This window comes from Peterkaempfera griseoplana (assembly GCF_001418575.1).
Lineage (GTDB): Bacteria > Actinomycetota > Actinomycetes > Streptomycetales > Streptomycetaceae > Peterkaempfera > Peterkaempfera griseoplana.
The window spans coordinates 1-17,723 of record NZ_LIQR01000191.1 but is presented as its reverse complement, the minus strand read 5'-3'; the positions used below and the strand labels follow the sequence as shown (position 1 = coordinate 17,723).

At 73.7% G+C, this 17,723-nt stretch carries 12 protein-coding genes, 3 tRNA genes and 1 pseudogene; 10 read left to right on the top strand and 6 right to left on the bottom strand.

Going from position 1 to position 17,723, the window contains the following annotated elements; all coding sequences use genetic code 11:
• A pseudogene (locus AOK09_RS40145) lies at window positions 1–258 on the bottom strand (hypothetical protein); the annotation flags it as partial.
• A 333-nt stretch (window positions 259–591) separates the two neighbouring features.
• On the opposite strand from AOK09_RS40145, the gene AOK09_RS15235 reads away from it, so the two are divergent.
• The 4 genes from AOK09_RS15235 to AOK09_RS15220 all read left to right on the top strand — a co-directional run bounded on the left by AOK09_RS15235 (window position 592) and on the right by AOK09_RS15220 (window position 6,271).
• Entirely contained in the window at window positions 592–1,368 is a 777-nt protein-coding gene (locus AOK09_RS15235) for a VOC family protein (protein WP_055587730.1), read from the top strand.
• Window positions 1,369–1,525: 157 nt separating this feature from the next.
• Window positions 1,526–5,233 carry a SpoIIE family protein phosphatase gene (locus tag AOK09_RS15230; RefSeq protein WP_079063083.1) on the top strand — a complete coding sequence of 1,236 codons (3,708 nt, stop codon included), beginning with the start codon at window positions 1,526–1,528 and terminating at the stop codon, window positions 5,231–5,233.
• Window positions 5,234–5,422: 189 nt separating this feature from the next.
• Entirely contained in the window at window positions 5,423–5,593 is a 171-nt protein-coding gene (locus tag AOK09_RS15225; protein ID WP_055587728.1) for a hypothetical protein, read from the top strand.
• Window positions 5,594–5,947: 354 nt separating this feature from the next.
• Window positions 5,948–6,271 (top strand): hypothetical protein, encoded by a 324-nt coding sequence (locus tag AOK09_RS15220; protein WP_055587727.1) that lies wholly within the window; start codon window positions 5,948–5,950, stop codon window positions 6,269–6,271.
• 149 nt (window positions 6,272–6,420) lie between these two features.
• Here AOK09_RS15220 and AOK09_RS15215 read toward each other — a convergent pair whose 3' ends face one another.
• The gene (locus AOK09_RS15215; protein ID WP_055587726.1) at window positions 6,421–7,479 is read right to left on the bottom strand and encodes an EamA family transporter; all 1,059 of its coding nucleotides are present in this window, start codon (window positions 7,477–7,479) and stop codon (window positions 6,421–6,423) included.
• Between the two features lie 95 nt (window positions 7,480–7,574).
• Here AOK09_RS15215 and AOK09_RS15210 point away from each other — a divergent pair, with 95 nt between their 5' ends.
• A complete protein-coding gene (locus AOK09_RS15210; RefSeq protein ID WP_157875905.1) occupies window positions 7,575–8,408 on the top strand; it encodes a DUF1906 domain-containing protein in 834 nt (277 codons plus the stop codon).
• A gap of 111 nt (window positions 8,409–8,519) precedes the next feature.
• Window positions 8,520–10,175: a long-chain fatty acid--CoA ligase gene (locus AOK09_RS15205; protein ID WP_055587724.1), complete on the top strand. Its 1,656-nt coding sequence runs from the start codon at window positions 8,520–8,522 to the stop codon at window positions 10,173–10,175.
• Window positions 10,176–10,241: 66 nt separating this feature from the next.
• Here AOK09_RS15205 and AOK09_RS15200 read toward each other — a convergent pair whose 3' ends face one another.
• The gene (locus AOK09_RS15200) at window positions 10,242–13,508 is read right to left on the bottom strand and encodes a response regulator (RefSeq protein WP_055587723.1); all 3,267 of its coding nucleotides are present in this window, start codon (window positions 13,506–13,508) and stop codon (window positions 10,242–10,244) included.
• A gap of 211 nt (window positions 13,509–13,719) precedes the next feature.
• On the opposite strand from AOK09_RS15200, the gene AOK09_RS15195 reads away from it, so the two are divergent.
• From AOK09_RS15195 to AOK09_RS15185, 3 genes are all read left to right on the top strand, one after another.
• Window positions 13,720–13,810 (top strand) — tRNA-Ser (locus AOK09_RS15195).
• Window positions 13,811–13,994: 184 nt separating this feature from the next.
• Window positions 13,995–14,067, top strand: a tRNA-Arg gene (locus AOK09_RS15190).
• Between the two features lie 228 nt (window positions 14,068–14,295).
• A tRNA-Arg gene (locus AOK09_RS15185) sits at window positions 14,296–14,368 on the top strand.
• A 53-nt stretch (window positions 14,369–14,421) separates the two neighbouring features.
• Here the strand turns inward: AOK09_RS15185 and AOK09_RS15180 are convergent.
• The gene (locus tag AOK09_RS15180; RefSeq protein ID WP_055587722.1) at window positions 14,422–15,621 is read right to left on the bottom strand and encodes a globin domain-containing protein; all 1,200 of its coding nucleotides are present in this window, start codon (window positions 15,619–15,621) and stop codon (window positions 14,422–14,424) included.
• Window positions 15,622–15,632: 11 nt separating this feature from the next.
• On the bottom strand, window positions 15,633–16,061 hold the full coding sequence (locus AOK09_RS15175) for a globin family protein (protein WP_169797034.1): 429 nt from the start codon (window positions 16,059–16,061) through the stop codon (window positions 15,633–15,635).
• Window positions 16,062–16,294: 233 nt separating this feature from the next.
• Between AOK09_RS15175 and mscL the strand changes: the two genes are divergently transcribed.
• Window positions 16,295–16,732: a large conductance mechanosensitive channel protein MscL gene (mscL, locus tag AOK09_RS15170; protein ID WP_055587720.1), complete on the top strand. Its 438-nt coding sequence runs from the start codon at window positions 16,295–16,297 to the stop codon at window positions 16,730–16,732.
• A gap of 41 nt (window positions 16,733–16,773) precedes the next feature.
• Here the strand turns inward: mscL and AOK09_RS15165 are convergent, their stop codons facing one another.
• Window positions 16,774–17,424: a nucleoside/nucleotide kinase family protein gene (locus AOK09_RS15165; RefSeq protein WP_055587719.1), complete on the bottom strand. Its 651-nt coding sequence runs from the start codon at window positions 17,422–17,424 to the stop codon at window positions 16,774–16,776.
• Window positions 17,425–17,723: the final 299 nt, after the last annotated feature.

The window sequence follows — 17,723 nt, the reverse complement described above, 5'->3', positions numbered from 1 at the left end:
GGTGTTGGTGGGCGAGTCCGTCGGGCTGGGGGTGTCCGACGGAGTGTCGGTCGGGCTCGGGGTGTCCGACGGGGTGTCCGTGGGGCTCGGAGTGTCCGACGGGGTGTCGGTCGGCGTCTCCGTCGGCGTGGGTGACGCGGTGTCGGTGGCGGTGGGCTCAGGCGTGGGCTCGTCCGCGTGGGCGAGCGCCGGACCGCTGAACAGGGTGGCCGCGAGAGCAGCCGATATGGCCGCGGACAGCGCGGTGGTGCGTCTCAAGGATCCCCCCAGGGATTAAGAGGCAGGAGACGGGGCGCAGGCGGCGGTCGGAGGCAGGCCGACTCGCATCGCGAAGCCCTCGTGCAGTTTGTGGACGTCCTGCATGCGAATGATCGGAAGCGTAGCGCCCAGGGGTGACACCACGGCAACTGGAATCCCCTTGTACGCAGGGCGAAAGGCCCGGTCAGGGCCTGATGTCCGGCTTCTTCCACCGCTTGGGGCCGTCCACCGGGACGCTGCGGCGGTGTCGCCGGCCCCACCGGCGCGCGAGTGGGGGTCGAGCGGCCGTGGCTAGCGTCGAAGTTCCGTACGGACTGTGCAAGGGAGAGGCTGATGGCCGGTTTCGTTGAGGGCGCGCCCTGCTGGGTGGACGTGGTGCTTCCGGACCTGGAGGCCGGGCGGCGCTTCTACGGCGAGCTGTTCGGCTGGACGTTCAGGGACGGCGGCGAGGAGTACGGCTCGTACACCGAGGCGCTGAGCGAGGGCAGGAGCGTCGCGGCGCTGCTGCCGGTGCCGGCCGACCGGGCGCCGGGTGCCGCCTGGAATCTGCACTTCGCGGTCGCCGACGCGGCCGCTTTCGCCGACAAGGTCGCGGCGGCCGGCGGCAAGGTGGTCAGCGGGCCCACCAGGATCGGGGACGTGGGCACCCTGCTGGTCTTCACCGACCCGGGCGGCGCCGCGGTGGGCGCGTGGCAGGCCGGGACCCGGGAGGGCTTCGAGGTGCAGGGGGAGCCCGGGTCGTTCTTCTGGCCCGAGATCTACACCCGGGACAAGGCGACCGTCGACCCGTTCTACGAGACGGTCTTCGGTTACGCCGGCCAGCAGGTCGCGGAGGGAGCGGAGTTCGACTTCAAGATCTGGTCGCTGGGGCACCCGGTCGCGGGCCGTCTGCAGATGAACGAGTACTACCCGGCCGAGCTGGGGGCGCACGCCCTGGTCTACTTCCGGGTCGCGGACACCGATGCGGCCGTGGCCAAGGTGCGCAGCCTGGGCGGCACGGTCACCCGTGAGCCGTCCGACAGCCCGTTCGGCCGCTCCGCCCTGGTGGTGGACGACCAGGGCGCCCGGTTCGCCCTGATGGGTCCGGCCTCGGGCGGCGACGCGCACTGAGCGGCCCCCTGGAGCGCCCGACGGGCGTCTGAGTGCGCCGGCCCCCGACCCGTACCGCGGTCGGGGGCCGGCGCCGTCGTTTGCTCCGGAACAGGCGCGGCGGACGGCAAAAGGGAAGAATGGTGGCAAGTCGGCCACCCAGGCGGTTTCCCTGACCATGAGCGGACACGAGTCGAGCAGTACGGAAGGCACCCGCCCGGAGCAGGCGGGCGTGGTGTCGTCGCGGCCGGGCGGACTGCTGGTGGTGCCGCTGGCCACGGCGCTGATCGACGGCGACGGCCGCATCCTGCACTGGAGCGACGACGCACAGTACCTGCTCGGCTTCAGCTCGGACGAGGCCGTGGGCCGCTACGCCGCGGACCTGCTGGTCACCGACGAGCAGCGGCCCGGGGTGCTGGAGCTGTTCGCGGCCATCGTCTCGGGCGACGGCTGGTCGGGGGTCTTCCCGGTGCGGCACCGGGACGGCCATGAGGTGAACCTGGAGTTCCGCACCCATCCGGTGACCGGCCCCGACCGGCGTCCCATGGTGCTGGCGGTGGCCACCGACGTACGGGCGCTGCGCCGGGTGGAGGCCAGCCTCGCCGTGCTGGACGCCTTCTTCGCGCAGGCGCCGATCGGCCTGGCGGTCTACGACACCGACCTGCGGTTCGTGCGGATCAACGAGGCGCTGGCCAGGATGAACGGCAAGTCCCAGGAGCAGCATGTGGGCCTGCGGCTGAGCCAGGTGCTGCCGGGGATCAACGGCCTGGAGATCGAGGCGGTGATGCAGCAGGTGCTGGACACCGGGGTACCGGTGGTGGACGCCCGCTCGCACGGCCGCACCCCGGGCGACCCGGACCATGACCACGCCTGGTCCGCCTCCTACTTCCGGCTGGAGGACCCGACCGGGCGGATCGCCGGTGTCTGCTCCTCGATCATCGACGTCACCGAGCGTTTCGAGGCGGACGCCCGCGCCACCCGAGCCCGGGAGCGGCTGGGGCTGCTGGTGGCGGCCGCGGCCAGTATCGGCACCACGCTGGATCTGCGGCAGACCGCCCGGGAGCTGGCCGCCGCCATGGTGCCGCAGCTCGCGGACGTGAGCGCGGTCTTCGTCCTGGAGCACCGGGCGTCCGGGACGGAGGTGGCACCGGAGGGCGAGGCGGAGCCCGTCCGCAGGCTCGCGGTGATGGCCGCCGACCCGGACTTCCCCATGGAGGACGTGCTCCCCGAGGTGGTGTGCCACATCCCCCCGGGTTCGCCGTACGCCAGGGCCCTGCACGACGGGCGGACCGTGGAGGTGCCCTGGCCGAACGTGGATCAGCTGACGGCGATCTCCACCCGGCGGCTTCAGCGCTACGTGGACCGCAGCACCTGGTCGGTGCGGGCGACCCCGCTGGTGGCCCGGGGGCGGGTGCTGGGCCTGGTGGTGCACGCCCGGCACGGCGGGAGGGAGGCCTTCGAGGAGCAGGACGCCACCCTCGCCGACGAGCTGGCGGCCCGCGCGGCGGTCGCCATCGACAACGCCTGGCTGTACTCCCGGGAGCACAGCACCGCCCAGGCCCGGGAACGGGCGCTGCAGGAGGCCAACGCGGCCAGTGACCGGCTGGCCCTGGTCAACGAGGCGGGCACCAGGATCGGCACCACCCTGGACATGACCCGCACGGCGCGCGAGCTGATGGACGTGGCCGTGCCGCGGCTCGCCGACGTGGCGGGGGTGGCGGTACGGGAGTCCCTGGTACGCGGTGGGCAGCCCCCGGCGCCGCACCCCCGGTGGCGGGTCCGGCTGCGCACACTGGCCGTCGGCGGTGCCAGGTGCGCGGAGATGCACGGCATAGACCCCGACGGCACCGCACGGGCCTGGGAGGCCTCCGCGTACCACGCCGAGTCGCTGGCCTCCGGCCGCGCGGTGCTGATTCCTGTGGTGCAGCCGGCGGACCTGCCGCAGCTCGCCGGTTCCGCGGCCCGTGCGGAGGCGTTCCGTAAGGAGGGCGTGCACTCCTACATGGCGGTGCCGATGCGGGCCCGGGGCCTGGTGCTGGGCGGCGCCGAGTTCCTCCGGCTGAGGGAGACGCCCGAGCCGTTCACCTCCGAGGATCTGGCGCTCGCGGTGGAGATCACCGCCCGGGCGGCGGTCTCCATCGACAACGCCAGGCTCTACACCGCGCAGCGGGAGGCGGCCCGGGAGCGGCAGCGGGCCCTGGAGGAGGCACACACCGCGCAGGCCCGGCTGGCCCTGGTCAACGAGGCGGGCAGCCGGATCGGCACCACCCTGGACCTGCAGCGCACCGCAGAGGAACTGGTCGAGCTGGTGGTGCCGCGCTTCGCCGACCTGGCAACGGTGGACCTGCTGGACGCGGTGCTGCGCGGGGAGGAGCCCACCACCGGGCCCCCGGACACCTCGGTGCTGCTGCGGGCGGTGGCGGTGGGCCACACCCCCGAGGCGGGCAGCACCCCGGTGACCGACACGGTGGGGGCGGCGTCGGAGTTCGGCTCGTCCCGGACCTACGCCCAGAGCCTGCGCAGCGGACGTTCCATCCTGGTGGCGGAGGTGGACGAGGAGTCGCTGCGGGAGATCGTGCCCGGCGCGGAGCGCGCGGCGCCCGCGCTGGCGGCCGGCGTCCGTTCCTATCTGATGGTGCCGCTGCTCGCCCGGGGGGCGGTGCTGGGCGGGGCGGAGTTCATCCGGCTGCGCGACCGGGAGCCGTTCGACGCCACGGACGCGGCGCTGGCGGAGGAGCTGGTGGGCCGCGCCGCCGTCTGCATCGACAACGCCCGTCTGTACCGCAGGGAGCGGGCCACCGCGCTCACCCTGCAGCGCAGCCTGCTGCCGCAGGAGGTCCATCCCACGCTGGGCCTGGAGATCGCCCACCGCTACCTGCCGAGCAGTGTGGTGAGCGAGGTCGGCGGCGACTGGTTCGACGTGGTGCCGCTCTCCTGTGCCCGGGTGGCGCTGGTGGTCGGCGACGTGATGGGACACGGCATCCGCGCCGCCGCCACCATGGGGCAGATCCGCACCGTGGCCAGGACCCTCGCCACCCTGGACATGCCGCCCGAACAGGTGCTCACCCGGCTGGACGAGACCACCTCGGCGATCGGCGAGGGCCAGTTCGCCACCTGCATCTGCGCGGTGTACGACCCGGTGGAGCGCAGCTGCACGGTCTCCTCGGCGGGGCACCTCCCCCCTGTGGTCGCCGGGCCCGACGGCACCTCCCGGCTGGTGGACCTGCCGCCCGGGCTGCCGCTCGGCGTCGGCGGCGCGGTCTTCGAGAGCGTGGACTTCACCCTTCCCGAGGACGGGGTGCTGGCCCTGTACACCGACGGCCTGGTGGAACGGCGCGGAAAGGACCTCGACCAGGGCCTCGGGCTGCTCTGCCGTACGATCGCGGCGCGTTCGGGCTCCCTGGAGGAGACGTGCGACATGGTGCTGAAGGCCCTGGGGAGCGCCGGCACCGAGGACGACATCGCGATGATCATGGCGCAGGCGCGGGCGGTCCCCGCCGACCGGATCGCCGTGCTGCCGCTGGAGCAGGACCGGACCACCCCGGGCGACGCCCGCCGGTTCACCCGGGAGACCCTGCGGTCCTGGGGTCTGACGCAGCTCGGCGACTTCGCCCAGCTGCTGGTGAGCGAACTGGTCACCAATGCGCTGCTGCACGCCGGTACGCCAAAGCAGCTGCGGCTGATCCGCGACCGGGTGCTCACCCTGGAGGTGGCCGACATCGGGAGCCGTCCGCCCCGGCTGCGCCACGCCACCACCGACGACGAGGGCGGCCGGGGGATGCGGCTGGTCAACGAGCTGGCACATCGCTGGGGCAGCAGGGCCACCCGCAGCGGCAAGGTGGTCTGGGCCGAGCTGAAACTGCCGTCGGCCGCGGTCGACGGTTGACTCCGCCGCCCGGGCCGCCCGCACCGCCGTTTATGGCGGATCGTCAGATGAGGGGGCGAGCGCCGTCCGGTCACGGGGCCGGTGCGGCCCCCACCGGGCGGGGTGCCCAAGGGGTGATCACCGACGTCGTCAAAGTGTGTGCATGAACGTAGCGTGCGGGGGCAAGCGCGGAGCCAGGAGGTAGAAGAAATGGTTCCCTTGCTGCTCGTCCTGCTACTGGCGATTCTGCTCTTCGGAATCGGTTTTGCCGTCAAGGTGCTGTGGTGGCTCGCCATCATCGTGCTGATCGTCTGGGCCCTGGGATTCATCTTCCGCGGCACGGGTGCGTCCGGATCCAGGGGACGCTGGTACCGCTGGTAGCTGTGCTGACCGGCGTACGGCGAACAGGGGCTCCGCTGATGCGGGGCCCCTGCCCCATGTCCGGCACCCGGGACGTCGGTCCGGTCCGGAGGTCCGGGGGGCGGGCCGGTCCGGCGCGAGGGTGCGCCGACCGGTCCGTACGGGTGATCCCGAACGGCGGAGCGTCACGGCACAGAAGGTGCCTCGTTTGAGGTTTTGGAGTGGGATGTCACACCAAGGAGGTAAATGAACCGTCAGGGCTGGAGCTATGTCGATTTGTTGCGGAATCCTGATCAGCGGCGTCGCAGCCTGCGGTCCGCGTCTGGCCGAGCAGGACCGCACCGCACGTTCCACTTCCAGCCTCTGGAGGACCTCATGGCTCGTACCCGCACCGCCCGCCTGGCCGGCCTGCTGGCGGCCGCACCGCTCACGGCGGCGCTGCTGCTCGCCGGCGCCGGCGCCGCGCAGGCCGCCAACGGAGTCGGCGCCGCCAACGGCTCCAACGGCTCCGTGGTGGCCGACACCGGGAGCGGCAATGTCTTCGGTCCGTTCGACGGCAACTACAACTGGACGCAGCAGACCGCGACCGGCTCCGGCGCCTCCAACCAGAACAACACCCTCGGGGTGAAGGGCAACTCCGGCACGGTCTACGCGGCGCAGAACAACCTCAACATCCACTTCGCCAAGCCGGCCGGCTGACCGGCGGCCCGGTACCCCGGGTGATCAGCCACCGGCCGCGGAAAGGGTCACCGACTGCCGGACCTGCGGGGCGGCGCGCCACGGGCGCCCGCCCCGCAGGCGTGTCCGGCCCCGGGGCGGCGGTGCGGTCCCCGGTGGCGCGGCCGGGGTCAGGCCCGGTCGCGCCCGGTGAGGGTGGCCCCCGCGCTGGCCGTGATCACACAGGCGATGCCCAGCGCCTGCGCCGGGCCGATCCGCTGGCCCAGCACCGCCAGGCCCACCGCCGCGCTCACCGCGGGCTCCATGCTGACCACCACACTGAAGACCCGCTGCGGAAGGCGGCGCAGCGCGACCAGGTCCAGGGCGTAGGGGATCACGGGCAGCAGCATCGCCACGCCCGCGGCCCGCAGCAGCAGCGACCCGGGGTGCGGTCCGCCGGTCAGTCCGTGCCAGGCCGGGAGCAGCCCGATCGGGGCGAGCAGTACGGCGCTCACGGTGAGGGAGACGGCCAGGCCCTCCAGGCCGCGGAAGGCCGCGCCCACCCGGTGGGTGAGCAGGATGTACCCGGCGTAGCAGGCCGCCGCACCGAAGGCGCACGCCAGTCCCGTCGGGTCCGGTCCGAGGCCGTCGCCGCGGCCCACCAGGGTGAGCAGCGCCACCCCGGCCGCCGCCAGCACCGCCCAGAGCACATGGCCGAAGCCGCGGGCGAGCACCAGGGCCACCGCCAGCGGGCCCAGGTACTCGATGGTGGCCGCGGTGCCCATCGGCAGCCGGGCCACCGCACCGGCGAAGAGCAGCGTCATCCCCGCCGAGGCGGCCCCGAGCAGGGCGGCGGAGGCCAGGTCCCGCAGCGACCGGCCGCGCAGCCGGGGCCTGGCCGCGGTGAGCAGTACCGCGGAGGCGAGGACCAGGCGCAGAAAGGTGGTGCCGGCGACCCCGAGCGGAGCGAAGAGCGGGGTGGAGAGGGCGATGCCCAGCTGCACCGTGCCCATGCCCAGCAGACAGAAAAGCGGCGCCGGGATCGAGTCCAGGCGCCGCAGCAGGGTCGTGGTCCACCACCCCGGTGGGGGATGCGCAGGACCGGACGCCGTGCCGGGGTCCGCCGGGCGGGCGGTGTCTCGTCGCCAGCCGCCGCGCTCCCCTGCGGGCTCGCCCTTGGCGGAGGGCGGCACGGTGAGGGCCTCGGCGGGTACGCCGGGCAGCAGGTGCTCGGTGGCGGGAGAGGACATGGCCACAGTCTGTCGTAAGGACCGTAGCCATCGCAAACTCGTTACGTCGGCGTGGCGATAAGCGGTAAATCATGACAACAGGGACAGGATGAGTCGTGCATCTCCCGCGCCCTGCGGCCCTCATGGCCGCCGTCCTCGTCCTGCTCGCCCCACCCGGTGTGCTCACCGCAGCCCAGCCGGCCCAGGCCGCGCCGCTGCCCGTACGGCACTTCGCCGGACACGGCTTCGACGCCTGCGCCGCGCCCTCCCTGACGACCATGCGCCGCTGGCACCGCCACTCCCGCTACCGCGCCGTCGGCATCTACTTCGGAGGCGTCAACCGCTCCTGCGCCCAGCCGCACCTCACCGCCCACTGGGTCCGCGCCGTCGACCGGATGGGCTGGCGGCTGCTGCCGGTCTACGCCGGTCTGCAGGCCCCCTGCCGCAGATCCGCACACCGGCTGCACCGGATCGACCCCCGGCGGGCCGGCCGGCAGGGCGCCGCCCAGGCCGCCGACGCCGCGCGCCGCGCCCGCGCCCTGGGCCTGGCCAAGGGCAGCCCGCTCTACCTGGACATGGAGAACTACCGGCGGGGGAACGCCCGCTGCAGCCGTGCGGTGGTCGACTTCTCCGTGGGCTGGACCCGGGGGCTCAACCGCCGCGGATACCGCTCCGGCTTCTACAGCAGCGCCGGCTCCGGTATCGCCGACCTCGCCGCCGCCCGGCGCAGGGGCCGCCGGGACCTCCCCGGCACCCTCTGGTACGCGCACTGGAACGGGCGGCCCGGCACCGGCCGCGCCAAGGGACTCTCCTCCCGCGCCTGGCACGGACACCGCCGGATCCACCAGTACCGCGGCAACGTCCGGGAGAGCCACGGCGGCTCCGCCCTCACCGTGGACCGCAGCACGGTGGACGCACCCGTGGCGCTGGTGGCGAGGAGGTCTCGATAGCAGGCAGGGTGCTGACATCCGGCCACCGTTTCGCCAGAATCGGGCCACGTCCCGACTACCGGCGGGTAGGCCGGCGGGCCGTACACAGCCGCCCGGTCAAGGAGGACCCGAGTGCTCAGCACCATGCAGGACGTCCCGCTCACCGTCGCCCGGATCCTCACCCACGGCTCCACCGTGCACGCGGGCGCCACCGTCGCCACCTGGAACGGCACCTCCGCCGACCACCGCAGCTACGCCGAGGTCGGCGCCCGGGCCGCGCAGCTCGCCCACGCCCTGCGCGACGAACTGGGCGTCGCCGGCGACGACCGGGTCGCCACCCTGATGTGGAACAACGCCGGGCACCTGGAGGCCTATCTGGCCGTACCCGCCATGGGCGCCGTGCTGCACACCCTCAACCTGCGGCTCCCGGCCCAGCAACTGGCCTTCATCGTCAACCACGCCGCCGACCGGGTGATCCTGGTCGACGCCACCCTGCTGCCGCTGCTCGGCCCGGTGCTGCCGCAGCTCGCCCCCACGCTCAAGCACATCGTGGTGGCGGGTCAGGGCGACCGGGGGCCGCTCGACGGCTTCGCCGGCGCCGTCCACGACTGGGACGAACTGATCGCCGGACGGCCCACCGACTACCCCTGGGCCACCGACCTCGACGAGCGCACCGCCGCCGCCCTCTGCTACACCTCCGGCACCACCGGCGACCCCAAGGGCGTCGCCTACAGCCACCGCTCGGTCTATCTGCACTGCCTCCAGGTCATCGCCGGCGACTCCTTCGGGCTCACCGCGCGCGACATCGCCCTGCCGGTCGTCCCGATGTTCCACGTCAACGCCTGGGGCATACCGCACGCGGCCTTCATGTCGGGCACCGGACTGCTGATGCCCGACCGTTTCCTGCAGCCGAAGCCGCTGGCGCAGATGATCAGCACCGGGCGGCCCACCGTCGGCGCGGCCGTCCCCACCATCTGGTCCGGGCTGCTGGACGAACTGGACCACGGCAGCTACGACACCTCCTCCCTGCGGATGGTCGTCATCGGCGGCTCCGCCTGCCCGCCGTCCCTGATGCGCGCCTTCGAGGAGCGCCACGGCATCGATGTGGTGCACGCCTGGGGCATGACCGAGACCTCACCGCTGGGCACCTTCGCCACCGTGCCCCCCGGGCTGACCCCGGAGCAGCGCTGGCCCTACCGGATCACCCAGGGCCGCTTCCCCGCCACCGTGGAGGCCCGGCTGGTCGGACCCGACGGGTCGCGGATGCCGCACGACGGCACGGCGGCGGGCGAACTGGAGGTCCGCGGCCCGTGGATCGCCGGCGCGTACTTCGGCGGGGCCGGCCAGGACCCGCTGCGGCCGGAGGACAAGTTCAGCGAGGACGGCTGGCTGCGCACCGGGGACGTCGGCACCATCACCGCCGACGGCTACCTCACCCTCACCGACCGGGCCAAGGACGTCATCAAGTCCGGCGGTGAGTGGATCTCCTCGGTGGAGCTGGAGAACCACCTGATGGCGCACCCGGACGTCGCCGAGGCCGCCGTGGTGGCCGTCCCCGACGACAAGTGGGGAGAGCGCCCGCTCGCCACGGTGGTGCTGCGCGACGGCGCGGCGGCGGACTTCACCGCGCTGCGGGAGTTCCTGGCCGAGCGGGTCGCCCGATGGCAGCTGCCCGAGCGGTGGACGCTGCTCACCGAGGTGCCCAAGACCTCGGTGGGCAAGTTCGACAAGAAGGTCATCCGGCGGCAGCACGCCGACGGCGAACTGGACGTCACCCGGCTGCCCTGACAGCGGGACGCCCGCGTGCCCGGCACAGGCCGGGCACGCGGGCGTCCGGAACGCCGTACGGCCGCGTCAGTGGGCGTCCGGGCCCGAGGCGCCGATCTTGCCCAGCAGGTCCACGATCCTGGCCTGCACATCCGCGCTGGTCGACCGCTCGGCGAGGAAGAGCACCGTCTCACCGGTCCTCAGCCGCGGCAGCTCCTGGGGGTCGAGGTCCACCGAGGTGTAGACGACCAGCGGGGTGCGGTGCAGCCGGTCGTTGGCACGCAGCCAGTCCACGATGCCCACCCGGCGCCGGCGCACCTGCATCAGGTCCATCACCACCAGGTTGGGCTGCACACTGCTGGCCCGGGACACCGCGTCGCTCTCCGACGCCGCGTGTTCCACGTGCATCCCGCGCCGCTCCAGGCTGGAGGAGAACGCGGTGGCGATGTCCGGGTCGGCCTCCACCAGCAGCACCCGGGGCGCATGGGTCTCGCTGTCCCGCGGCGACAGCGCCCGCAGCAGCACCGCCGGGTCCGCCCCGTAGGCGGCCTCCCGGGTGGCCTGCCCCAGCCCTGCCGTGACCAGCACCGGGATCTGGGCGTTGACGGCGGCGGTACGCAGCGACTGCAGCGCGGTACGGGTGATCGGCCCGGTCAGCGGGTCCACGAAGAGCGCCCCCGGGGAGGCGGACACCTGCGCGTCCACGTCCTCCCGGGACCGCACGATCACCGGGCGGTAGCCGCGCTCCTTGAGCGCCTGCTTGGTGGACGGATCGGGCTCCGGCCACACCAGCAGCCGGCGGGGCGAGCCGTCCGCGGACGCCGCCGGGACCGCTGACGGGTCCTCAGCGACCGGCTCGGGCAGGCGGTCGGCCGTCCGCAGCCCCACGCCCTCGCTGTCGTCGGTGCCGGAGAGCGGCGGCATCGCGATCGGCTGCGGCGGGATGTGCGGTACCGGTGCGGCCTCCAGCGCCCTGGCGGCGGGTACGGCGGGGCCGCCGCCGTTGCGGGCGGCAGCGGCGGGCAGGTCCAGCACCGGACTCAACGGGGCGGCGTTCAGCGGCAGCGCCGCCACCGGCCGGCCGGTCACAAAGGGGTCCACCGGGTCCGGACGGGCGGGCTCCGCCGCGCCCGGGCCGGAGTCGGCCGGCGTGGCGGAGCCGCCCGGTGCATCGTCGCCCGGGGGCATGGCCAGCCGCCGCCGGCGCCCGGTGGGCTGCGGTGCGGCGGGTGTGGCCGGTCGCGGCGCGGACGCCGGGAGGGCGTGCTCCAGGCCGGGATAGACGGCGGCCGCGGGCAGGGGGACGCCGTCCGACGGCGTACCCGGCCCCGTGACGGCCGCGTCGGACGGGAGTGCGGCCGGCGCGTCGGCGGCGGTGCCGCGACCGGCCCGCGGCCCCGGCACCTCGGCAGCCTCGAAGGACGTCCCGTCCGGCGGCGCCGCTCCGGCCTGCGCCCGCGGCGAGGGGTCCCCGGGATAGGACTCGGCGCCCTCGGCGACCGGCAGCGCACGCCGCCGCCGGCCCTCCGGCGCACGCCCGGCGCCCGGCTGCGGACCATCCTCCGCCGGCGCCGCCGACGAGGGCCCGGGACCGAGCGCTATGGGCTCCCTGGAGGGCTGCCGGGCCTCGGCCCGCGGCCCTCCGCCGTCCTCCTGCGACCTGCGCGCGGCGGGCAGCGCGGGAATGCCGTCGGGCAGTTCCGGCAGTACGGCGGTGTCCGTCTCCTTGGGCACGTCGCGGCGCCCGGCCGCCCCCGCCCGCTCCGCGGCGGCCCGTGCCGCGGCCGGGTCCAGCGGAAGCTCCACCACATAGGTGGTGCCCTTGCCGTCCGGCAGCCGGTGCGACTGCAGCACACCGCCGTGCCGCTCCACCATGCCGCGCGCTATGGGCAGATGGACGGGGCTGCCGCCGTCGCCGTCGCCGCGCACCTCGATCCGGGCCACGTCGCCGCGCTGCGCGGCGGCCATCACCACCACGGGGGCGGCGCCGCCGATCGGGGGCAGCGCCGGCATACCGCCGTAGTGTGCACCTGCGCCGGGGGCGGTGGCGTCGCCCGCGTCCAGGGACAGGGTGACCCCGCTGACATCGGCGACCAGATGCGCCAGCGCCTGGGCCAGCCGCTCGGAGTCGGCGATCACCTCGACCGGGGCGGCGTGCAGGGAGATCCGCACCCGGTCGGCGCCGACCAGCTCGCCGGCCGCCTCCACGGCGCGCTGCACGATCTTCTCCAGGCCCACCGGCTTGCGGTCCAGGGCGTCCTTGCCGCTCTCCACCGCGGTCTCGAAGCGCTGGTAGGACAGCACCCCGTCGACCAGGCGGGAGAAGCGGGCGCACTCGTCGGCCAGCCGGCGCAGGGTCCAGTTGGCCTCGGGCCACAGCTGTCCGGCGGGGTCCGCCGCCAGCCCGTCGATCCGGCGGCGCAGCTGGTCGAGGGAGCCGCGCAGCTCCTCCTCCAGCACGGCCGTCAGATGGCGGCCGCGGGCGGCGAGGGCCAGCTCCTTGGTCCGGTCGGTGAAGGTCATCACGGCGCCGACCAGCTGCTCGCCGTCGCGCACCGGTGCGGTGGTGAGGTCCACGGTGACCGGGCGGCCGTCCTTGCGCCACAGCACGGTGCCGCGCACCCGGTGCTTGCGGCCGGAGGACAGGGTGTCCGCCAGTGGGGACTCCTCGGCGGGCAGCGCGGTGCCGTCCGGCCGCGAGTGCTGGACCAGCGGATGCAGCTCCCGGCCGCCCAGCTCGCTGGCGCGGAAGCCGAGGATGTGGGCCGCGGCGGGGTTGACCAGGACGACCCGGCCCTCCAGGTCGACGCCGACGATGCCCTCGGCGGCGGCGCGCAGGATCATCTCGGTCTGCTTGTGCTGGCGCCGCAGCTCCGCCTCGACGTCCAGCCGGTCGGTGAGGTCGCGGACCAGGATCAGCAGCAGCTCGCGGGTGCCCCCGTCGGAGCCGAATCCGGGCGCGGCCCAGCCGCCGCCGGAGGAGGAGCTGCGGAAGGGGTCGTAGGACGTGGAGGCGTACCCGGACCCGTCGTCCTCGAAGTCGTTGTAGGAGACCTCGACCGGGAGTGTGCTCCCGTCCGTGCGCCGTGCGGTCATCCGCACCGGCGTGTCCGCGCCCTGCCGGTCGGCGGGCGTCGGGCGCATCGAGCCCGGGATCCGGCTGGGGTCGAGCTCCGGGAGGAGGCCGAGCACGCCCATCCCGACCAGTGAGGTCCCCGGTGCCTGCAGGCTCTCCACAGCAGCGGTGTTGGCGTCCACGACTGTGCCGTTGCTGTTGACGAGCAGCAGCGCGTCGGGAAGCGCATCGAGTATCGCTGCGAGGCGAGCAGCGCCTCGGGTCGGCCTGCTGCTCACGTCGAGGGGTCCTCCTCTGGCTGAACTCTTGCTGTGCCGCGGTGTCCCTTCCACCGTTCCCCCGGGCCGTGCCACCCAGCACTATCCCATTGTTTTTGCGGTTCCGACGACCCGCCTAGTAACGTTGACGGCGGTTGGTCGCAGCCGGGTAGGCTGTGACATCATCCATGCACGCGGTGGTGGCACTCTACGGTGTCGTACGCCCGCGCCTGGAGGCTTCGCCTAGTCTGGTCTATGGCGCCGCACTGCTAATGCGGTTTGGGCCTTAAAGCCCATCCGGGGTTCAAATCCCCGAGCCTCCGCACGTGGGGACAGCCCCGTCGACTCCGGTCGGCGGGGCTGTCGCCGTTCCGGGAGCGGCAGCTGTTCGCCGTGAGCGAACGTCGTCGGCCGCCGGCGGCGCGGAGATATCCGATTTCACCCGCGGGCGGCCGTCATGTAATGTTGTCCCCGCAACACCGCAGGAGGTCGCAGGATCACCTGAGGGCGCTCGTAGCTCAACGGATAGAGCATTTGACTACGGATCAAAAGGTTGCAGGTTCGAATCCTGCCGAGCGCACAGCACCACGGAGGCCCCGCCGACCACTCGGCGGGGCCTCCGCCGTTTCCCCCGGTGGCCGGGGTGGCCGGACCGCGGGGTGTCGCCCCCGAGCGGCCTGCCGCACCCGGTCAGCCGGGGAGCGGCCGGCCCGCCACGCCCCGCCGCGGTCCACGTGGTCGGAGCCGCCCCGGAGATCGGGTAGTCTTTTCCCCGCAACACCGCGGGAGGTCGCAGGACCGCCTGAGGGCGCTCGTAGCTCAACGGATAGAGCATTTGACTACGGATCAAAAGGTTGCAGGTTCGAATCCTGCCGAGCGCACAGCACCACGGAGGCCCCGGGCATCGCCCGGGGCCTCCTGTCGTCCGTGCGGCTCAGCCGCTGCCCAGGTCCGTCCGGTTGATCCAGGGGACGTCCCGGCGCATCAGGAACCAGTCCGAGGGTGTCAGCGGCCGGGTCTCGGTCGGCACCGGCACGGGGTCGTGGCGGACGCGGGCGGGATCGGCCCCCCGGGCGAGCAGCAGCGGCACCAGGGAGGGCACCAGGTCCGGCGGACCGCACAGATGGATGTCGTACCCCTCCCAGCTGCCGCGGTCCGTCAAACCGGCGCGCATCAGCTCGGCGGCCTCGTTGCGCCCGGCACCGTCGGCGGGCGCGGCCAGGACCACCTCCAGCCAGGAGTGGCGGTCGACCATGGTGCGGATCCACTCCAGGTCGTAGATGTCGGCGTCGCTGCGGGCGCCGACGAAGACCGTGGTCAGCCTGGGAGTCTCCGCGGCCTGCTCCAGCAGCGCCCTGGCCTGGGACCATCCCGTGCCGCCGGACACCAGCAACAGCGGGCTCCGGGAGCCGGGGTCGAGCACGGCGTCGCCGATCGGCGAGCCCAGCCGGAGCCACTCCCCGACGGTGACATCGTCCACCAGGGCCCCGCTGAGCTGTCCGCCGGGGATGCGGCGGACATGGATGTCCAGGGTGCCGTCGGTGCGGGGCGCGTTGGCGATGGAGTAGGGACGCCAGACGCGTGCCGCCCGGGCACTGCAGACACTGAGGTACTGGCCGGCCGTGAAGGGGTACGGCCGGTCGGGGGCGAGGGTGAGCACCACCGCGTCCGCGGTGACCCGGCGGCGCTCGGTGACGCGGGCGTTCCACCACGCCGGGACGTCGGGGCCGACGGCCGCGGCAGAGTCGATCATGGCCTGCGAGATCACCGCATACGCCTCGGACCAGGCCTTCTCGACCTCGGTGGTCCATGCCTGGCCGGAGAAATGGCGGAGCGCGGCCACCAGGCTGGCGCCCACCGCGGGGTAGTGCGCCTCCAGGGCCTCGAACTTGCGGTGGTCCCGGCCGAGCGCACCGAGGTACGAGGTGAGCTGCTCGGGGTGCTCCAGCCGCAGCACCAGTTGGGTGAGTGCGGCGAAGAGACGGTCGCGCTGGTCCGCCATGTCCTCGGGGAACAGCGCGCGTACGCCCGGGTTGTGGGTGAACAGATGGGCGTAGAAGTACTTGGCCACGTGGTCGGCGCGGCGCTCGACGACGGCGAAGCTGTCGCGGAGAACCGCGGGGTCGAAGGCCACGGGTGGCGGCCTCAGGCGGCCGGGGTCGGCTCGCCGGCGGCAGCGGCGGAGTCGATCATGGTGGTGCTCACCACCTCGTAGACGGCGGCCCAGGAAGCCTCCGTCTCGGGCGTCCAGGCGTCGCCCGCGTAGTGCCGCAGGGTGGCGATCAGGCTGGCGCCGACGGCCGGGTAGTGCTCGGGGAGTGCGCCGTAGCCCGCGTGCCGGCGGCCGAGGTTCTGCAGGATGCCGACCAGGGTGTCGGTGTTCTCCAGGTTGGCGACCAGGGTGCCCAGGGCGGCCCAGAGGCGGTCCCGCTGCGGGCCGATGTGCTCGGCGAAGAGGCTGCGCACCCCGGGGTTGTGGGTGAACAGGTGGTCGTAGAACCAGCCGGCCACCTCCGGGCCGTGAGGCTCGACGGCCGAAAAGCTGCTCTTGATGAGTATGGGATTCACTGTCACGGGGCCCGACTGTATCGAGACGGTGACGCTACGGACAGATTTCACTAACGAAGAGTCAAAAACCCCACTGTCCGTCGAATTCAAGACAGTCCTTTACCGGTCACAGGTTGAACGGCGGACGAAGCGGAGGCCTCCGCTCCGGGACGGGCTGCGCAGGAGGCGCCGGATCCGCAAGGATGTCGGTCGGCCCGGCGCTCGGATCCGGCCCGTCCCCTCTGAACGGAGCAGCCCCCATGAAGGGATTCCGCAGCTTCCTGCTGCGCGGCAACGTGGTCGACCTCGCAGTCGGCATCGTCATCGGCGCGGCCTTCACCGCCGTCGTCAACGGCTTTGTGACGGCCTTCCTCACCCCGCTGATCGGTCTGGCCTCCGGCACGGTGGGCGACTACAGCCAGGTGAAGTTCAGCGTCCACGGCACCAAGTTCCCCTTCGGCGCCTTCCTCAACGCGCTGATCAGCTTTGTGCTGATCGCCGCGGTGGTCTACTTCCTGGTGGTGCTGCCGTTCAGCAAGCTCAGCGCCCGCCTGCTGCCCCGCAAGGACATCGAGGCGCCCAAGGTGGACTGCCCCGAGTGCCTGTCCTCCATCCCCGCGGCCGCCGTCCGCTGCGCCTTCTGCACCGCGGAGGTCGGCAAGCGCCCCTTCCCGGAGCAGGCCCACACCCGCGCCTGACCGGTCGGCGGCGGGGGCGGCACCGGGCCGCCCCCCGCCGCTCAGCCGGATCGTTCCACCAGCGCCGGACGCCGGGGGTCGTCCGCCCTGACGACCACGTCGGCGGCCTCCGCGGGCTCGGCCTCGGCGTCGTAGCGCTCGTACGCCGGGAGCGTCCAGCGCTCCTCCGCGGGGGTGCGCCGGGCCAGTGCGCCCGCAGTGAGCGCCAGATGCACCGTCAGCTCGAAGGGCAGCCAGCGGCCCAGCAGCAACGCGCCGTCGAGCAGCAGCACCCCGCCCGGCGGCAGCTCGGTGTACGGGGCCCGGGTGGCCCGGTCCGTGGCGGCGTCCCGGAGCGACGGCAGCACCCGGCCGCTGCCGCCGGGGTCCAGCGGGGCCAGCACCTCGCGCAGCAGACCGCCGGTGTCCAGCCAGCCGTCGTAGTAGGAGTCCGGGTCCTGGTGGCCGTATTCCAGGCGCAGCGAGGCGGGGCGCAGGAAGTCGCCGGCGGAGACCCGCAGCACCGGCCGCCCGCGGACCCGCAGCGAGGCGGCGAGGGTGTCGGCCAGCGCGCCGGGAGCCGCCGCCGGTGCCCCGTCCACGGCCACCCGCACCCAGGGGGTGCCGGGCAGGGCGGCGATGCGGTCGGCCAGTTCACCGGCCAGCCGCTCGGGGCTGATGGGGCGCACAGGAGAGGTCACCACGCCCCCCATCCTGCCGCGCGCGGCGCCCGATCGGGTGATCGGTGGGCACTGTCGGCGGTGCGCCCCGGCGGGTGCGGGAGGCGCCGCCGGATGCTGGGACGCGCTGGTACGACACGAGCCGGGCAATATGCACCATTTGATGTGTTATATGCCTAGCCTGACTGGGGAGGCGGCCTGCACTCCGGGGCCGCCCGTGCCACACCCGACCACGAGGACCGTGCATGGACGTGATCCCCCGCAGTCTCCAACGCTCCGTCCCCCGGGCGCCCGAGTCCGAGGAGCAGCCGCCCCCGTCCGGCACGGCGGAA